Origin of the sequence: Microcoleus sp. S13_C5, assembly GCF_036700845.1 — a bacterium.
Lineage (GTDB): Bacteria > Cyanobacteriota > Cyanobacteriia > Cyanobacteriales > Microcoleaceae > Microcoleus.
The window spans coordinates 1-5617 of record NZ_JAUBPR010000209.1 but is presented as its reverse complement, the minus strand read 5'-3'; the positions used below and the strand labels follow the sequence as shown (position 1 = coordinate 5617).

Sequence of the window (5617 nt, the reverse complement as noted above, 5' to 3'; positions counted from 1 at the left end):
CTTGTTGACTGCTGCCTAATTTTATTCTTTGATTTTGGGGGTGGTTTTTCGTCTTCTTTATACCCCTGAACGCTTACGATATTCCCACACTCTTTCTGTGGGATTTACGGACGGACAAGCCGGAGGCTGAAATAGTAAAATAACATTGTCTGGTAATTCAGATGAGCTTAAATTAGGAGAGTCGTGCGTTATCTACTTGAATTATGTGTAATTCATGAGGATATTGTCTTAAAAAAAGTTGTAAATATGCTTCAAAACAAAATTGGTCTAAATGCGAAAAATCCCAAAAAAAAACTTTTTCTCTTTTGCGATCGATACTGCCCCATACAGCCAAAAACGCTCAAATTTCCATTGATGCTTTCCTTGGGGCTTTACGCCTGAAAGAGTCAGGCGCCGACGAATTGTATGCAGCCCTAGGCTATGGTTCATTACTACACCAATAAGTCACTTTTTTATATTTGTTTACTTGAGGTAAAGCTTTGTGTAGTAAAGCTTTTATCTGTTGATGCAATTTATTTTTAAATTCATTAATAGCCCTAGATTTCTGAGAAATACTGCGAGGTCTTGGAATTTTTCATTTATTTTTTAATTTTATATATAGCCTTTCTCAGAAAGATGAGGTATCATGTTACTGACACTCACTCTTGAGGGTCAAACAGAGAAGATAAGATCAAATGAACTATAATTATATGGTTCACTAAGACCACGGGAAAGCGATACCACACATAATAGCATTTTTTTGACAGCACGATCTGCTTGACTCACAACACGTTTAATTGTACCCAACTTCATACATTGTTAAAAATGAAAGCTTATTCGATTGATTTTAGACAAAAAATACTTAATACTTATCATACTGAGCCCATTTCACAAAAAGCAATAGCTAAGCGTTTTTCTGTAGCCTTGAGCTTTGTACAAAAATTGCTTAAACAATATCGTGAAACAAAAAACATTACTCCGAGAACTGACCGATGTGGAGTCAAAGGTAAACTGAAGGCGGAGCAACTACTTATCTTGGCCGAATTGATGGAAAAAAATAATGATGCAACTCTTGAAGAACTCCGTCCCCAACTTTATGGGAGAATGGATTTGCCGTTAGTATAGCGACAATAGGAAGAATGATAAAACTCTTAAATATTACTGTAAAAAAAAAGACTCTCTTCCCTTCAGGTAAAGGCACAGAGCGAGTTCAAATTCTGCGATGTGAATTCTGGGAAACAATTAAAAAAATTAGTTTGAAAGACTTAATATTCATTGACGAATCGGGAGTTAATTTAGCAATGGTTAGGTTATATGCTAGAGCTCTAAAAGGTGAAAGAGCCCGGGGGCAAAACCAACTAAACGTGGCAAAAATGTCTCAATAATTGGAGCAATGTCAGTCAAGGAAATTTTGACATCGGTTAATTTAATAGGCCCAACTGATGCAATTACATTTGAAGCTTTTATAATCAGAAAACTTGTACCCAAACTATGGAAAGGTGCTTGTGTCGTGATGGATAATTGTCCAATTCACTTGGGAGAAGAAGTGAAAAAAGCGATCGAAAAGAAAGGGGCAAAATTAATATACTTATCACCTTATTCACCAGATTTTTCACCAATTGAAAGTCTGTGGTCAAAACTTAAAATCATTCTTCGTTCTATCAATACTACTAATTATCAAGAATTAGCCAAAGCCATAGAGTTGGCGTTCAGTCAAGTTACATCATCAAATATTTTTAACTGGTTTACGCACTGCTGTTATTGTACCTCATCTTTTTGAGAAAGGCTATATATAAAAAATATACAGCCGGAGAACTACTGGCTCTTCCTTTAATCAACCACAGCCCGAAATAAACTTCTAGCAGGACTCTGAAATCCTTCGGGGTCTCTCAACTCTTGTTACAATGAAGCTGCTATTTCAACTGAGAACTTTTGTGGGCGACCAAAAACAGAAGAAATTTTTTAACAAATTTTCCAGACCGCCCTCTTTATATTGAAAGAGCCAGCGATGAATTGTTGCCTCACTTTTACTTAAAACTGCCGATACTACCCGCACATTTTCTACTTGTTTTGATTGAAACAAATAAAGCATTTGGACTTGGTTATAAGCTATAATTATTTTTGGTTGTTTGAGTATTTATGGCAAATTTTCTCCCGATTCGGTAATCTTTATATGAGGACAACCTGACATTGTAATTCTCTCCTTTACTTTTCACACAAGTCTATTACCTCTTTAAAAAAATGGTATAAGGTGCAGAAGTCTCAACCATTATGCGAGAAATTCAATCTGAAACAACACGATCGCCCGATCGCCCCACCCAAATAGTCCTGAGCCCACATCGAGGCCAGAAACCGGGTTTCTTCCTATATCTCTAGCCCAGAATCTGCGATTTTTCAGAGAAACCCCGTTTCTTCGCGTAACTCCTACCAAATCAAAATCGGGTAATACCCTAAATATAATTAAAATTTGTTAAGATTAACTCGACCTCAGCGCCGGCATCCCATCCGCCGCTAAACCAGCCCTTCCCCAGTCCCCACAACAATGCTGCGACTCGAACACATCAGTAAAATTTATCCCACAGGCGTCGTACTCAAAGATGTCACCTGGGAAGTCAAGCCAGGCGATCGCATCGGCTTAGTAGGCGTTAACGGTGCCGGCAAATCCACCCAACTCAAAATCATAGCCGGCGAAATCGAACCCACCGCAGGCGAAGTCATTCGCCCCGCCAGCCTCCACATCGCCTACCTCTCCCAAGAATTTGAAGTAGATCCGACTCGCACCGTCAGAGAAGAATTTTGGCGTGCCTTCAGCGAAGCCAACGATGTCCACGAATCCCTGATGCAAGTGCATCGAGACTTGGAAACCTCCACCCCAGAAAATCTCGACGAACTGATCCACAAAATGGATCGCCTGCAACGGCAATTTGAAGGCTTAAACGGCTACGGTTTAGAAGCCCAAATCGAGAAAATTCTGCCCGAAATCGGATTTGAACCCGAAGACGGCGATCGATTAGTCAGCGCCTTCAGCGGCGGCTGGCAAATGCGGATGAGTTTGGGCAAAATTCTCCTCCAAAAACCCGATCTCCTGCTGCTAGACGAACCTACCAACCACCTCGACTTAGAAACGATCGAATGGCTGGAAGTATACCTGAAAGGGCTGATCACCCCGATGGTAATCGTATCCCATGACCGGGAATTTCTCGATCGGCTCTGCACCCAAATCGTCGAAACCGAACGCGGCGTTTCCACCACTTACCTCGGCAACTACTCCTCCTACCTGCTGCAAAAAGCAGAAGCCAGAGAAGCCCAACTCAGCGCCTACGAAAGCCAGCAAAAAGAACTCGAAAAACAGCAAGCATTCGTAGAAAAATTCCGCGCCAGCGCCACTCGCAGCACCCAAGCCAAAAGCCGCGAGAAACAGTTAGACAAAATAGAACGCATCGAAGCCCCCACCGGCGGATTAAAAACTTTGCATTTCCGCTTTCCCCCCGCACCCCGCAGCGGTCGCGAAGTAGCAATAATTGAAGATTTGGTGCACACCTACGGCGAAAAAATCCTATTTTTGGGAGCCGACTTATTAATTGAAAGGGGCGATCGCATAGCCTTTCTCGGCCCTAACGGCGCGGGCAAATCAACCCTGCTGCGGATGATTATGGGCTTGGAAAAGCCGACTGAAGGTACGGTCAAATTGGGAGGCCACAACGTCATCCCCGGTTACTTTGAACAGAATCAGGCAGAGGCCTTAGATTTGAATAAAACCGTGATGCAAACCATTCACGACGAAGTTCCCGACTGGAAAAATGAAGAAGTTCGGACTTTGTTGGGCCGTTTCTTATTTACGGGTGAAACAGTATTCAAACAGGTTGGCGCTTTAAGCGGCGGCGAAAAAGCCCGCCTAGCTTTGGCAAAAATGCTGTTAGCTCCCGTGAATTTGCTGATTTTGGACGAACCGACAAATCACCTCGACATTCCGGCGAAAGAGATGATGGAAGAGGCGATTCAGAATTATGACGGTACCGTAATTATCGTTTCGCACGATCGCTATTTCATCTCCCAAGTCGCCAACAAAATAGTCGAAATCCGGGATGGAGAGTTTCGTACTTATTTGGGAGATTACCACTACTATCTGGATAAAATAGCCGAAGAAAAAGAGCTAGCAAAAATCGCAAAACTTGAAGCTGAAAAAGCGGCTAAAAAAGCCGAAAAAGAAGCTAAGAAAAAAGCAACAGCTAAGCAAAAATAAAGCGGCAACGGTTGCAGATAAACCTTAGATATTCGTTTATCTGCGTTCATCTGCGGTTAGAAATAAAAAATCCCTATTTCTAACCCAAGACTCTATTAATCATCTGATTCGCCTGCGACTCATAACTCCCACCAAACAAATTAAAATGATTCAAAATGTGATATAGATTATATAAAGTTTTCCGCTGCTCGTAGCCTCCATCCAACTGCCAAACCTGATTATATCCTCGATAAAACTGCGCCGGAAACCCGCCAAATAACTCCGTCATCGCGATATCAACTTCTCTATCTCCAAAATAAGTTGCCGGGTCAAAAATTACCGGTTCCCCCGCAGATGTTACCCCTGCATTGCCCCCCCACAAATCCCCGTGAACCAGCGAAGGTTGCGGTTCGTGGTCTGCTAACAACTCAGGAATTACCTCTAATAAACGTTCCCCTTGTGGAAAATGCCCACCCCGACGCCTCGCCAATTTTAACTGATAACCAATCCGACGTTCTGCCCAAAATTCTGCCCAATTTACCGTCCAATTATTAATTTGCACAGTTGAGCCGATCGTATTATTAATATCCCAACCAAAAACCCCCCTTAGCAAGGTAGAATTAGGCTCTTCTCCCCCCCTTAGCAAGGGGGGGTTGGGGGGGGTGTATTTGTGCATTGCCGCCAGTTTGCGCCCCATTTCTTCCCAAGCTCTCTCGCCCCCGCGACTTCCCAAATGCAGCCATTCCAGCACAATATAAGCTGAATTCCCCTCAGTTCCCCAGCAAATCGGCTCAGGTACTCGAATCGTCTGGGTTGCGCGCATTTGCTGCACACCCAAAGCCTCGGCTTCAAACATCGCAATTTGGGAAGCTTGATTGATTTTCGCGAAGTAAGCGCGGGAACTGCTGCTAATAGAATAGCCTTGATTGATGCAGCCGCCGCTGACTGAATGGCGATTGTCAATAGAAAATGTTTCTCCGGTTGTTTCAGAGATGTGCGCGGCAATTTTGTCCCACATAGCATGAAATCGTGTTGAGGGTTGAGGGCGATCGAAATTACTTTAACAGGTATAGCAAATTAAAAATTAATCAGAAAAAACAACAAAGCCCCTATCTGTACAGAGAGGAGCTTTTGTTTAAAAGTAGTGGTTCCAGGGATGGAGATATTTTCGAGATCCAGTGAGCGGGGAAATATAGTCGACACCTGGGCATTTAACAAGCGAGTTCGGGAGGGAATCTCTGTGGAACCACTGCGTCTGTCGACACTAGCGAAAAGCTGTAAGAGTATAAAACGCTGAAGACTGCATAGAATTAAGTCATCATCATCACCATGTCGAAATAGAGGTCAAGCCCTCGGTCTATTAGTACGCCTCAGCTTCATCCCTCTCAGGACTTCCACTTAACGCCTATCAACGGG

General features: G+C 43.0%; 2 protein-coding genes and 1 pseudogene. 2 read left to right on the top strand and 1 reads right to left on the bottom strand.

The window, feature by feature from the left end; all coding sequences use genetic code 11:
* The first annotated feature begins 804 nt into the window (after positions 1 to 804).
* Positions 805 to 1759, top strand: a pseudogene (locus QUA04_RS28480) (IS630 family transposase).
* Positions 1760 to 2521: 762 nt separating this feature from the next.
* Positions 2522 to 4222, top strand: a complete 1701-nt coding sequence (locus tag QUA04_RS28475) for an ABC-F family ATP-binding cassette domain-containing protein (RefSeq protein WP_333263802.1) — start codon at positions 2522 to 2524, stop codon at positions 4220 to 4222.
* Positions 4223 to 4301: 79 nt separating this feature from the next.
* On the opposite strand, the gene QUA04_RS28470 is transcribed toward QUA04_RS28475, so the two are convergent.
* On the bottom strand, positions 4302 to 5219 hold the full coding sequence (locus QUA04_RS28470) for a fructosamine kinase family protein (RefSeq protein ID WP_333263799.1): 918 nt from the start codon (positions 5217 to 5219) through the stop codon (positions 4302 to 4304).
* Between the last annotated feature and the right edge of the window lie 398 nt (positions 5220 to 5617).

Excerpts from the sequence above, each read along its gene's own strand:
- QUA04_RS28475 (WP_333263802.1), top strand. The coding sequence starts at position 2,522 with ATGCTGCGACTCGAACACATCAGTAAAATTTATCCCACAGGCGTCGTA.
- QUA04_RS28470 (WP_333263799.1), bottom strand. The coding sequence starts at position 5,219 with ATGTGGGACAAAATTGCCGCGCACATCTCTGAAACAACCGGAGAAACA.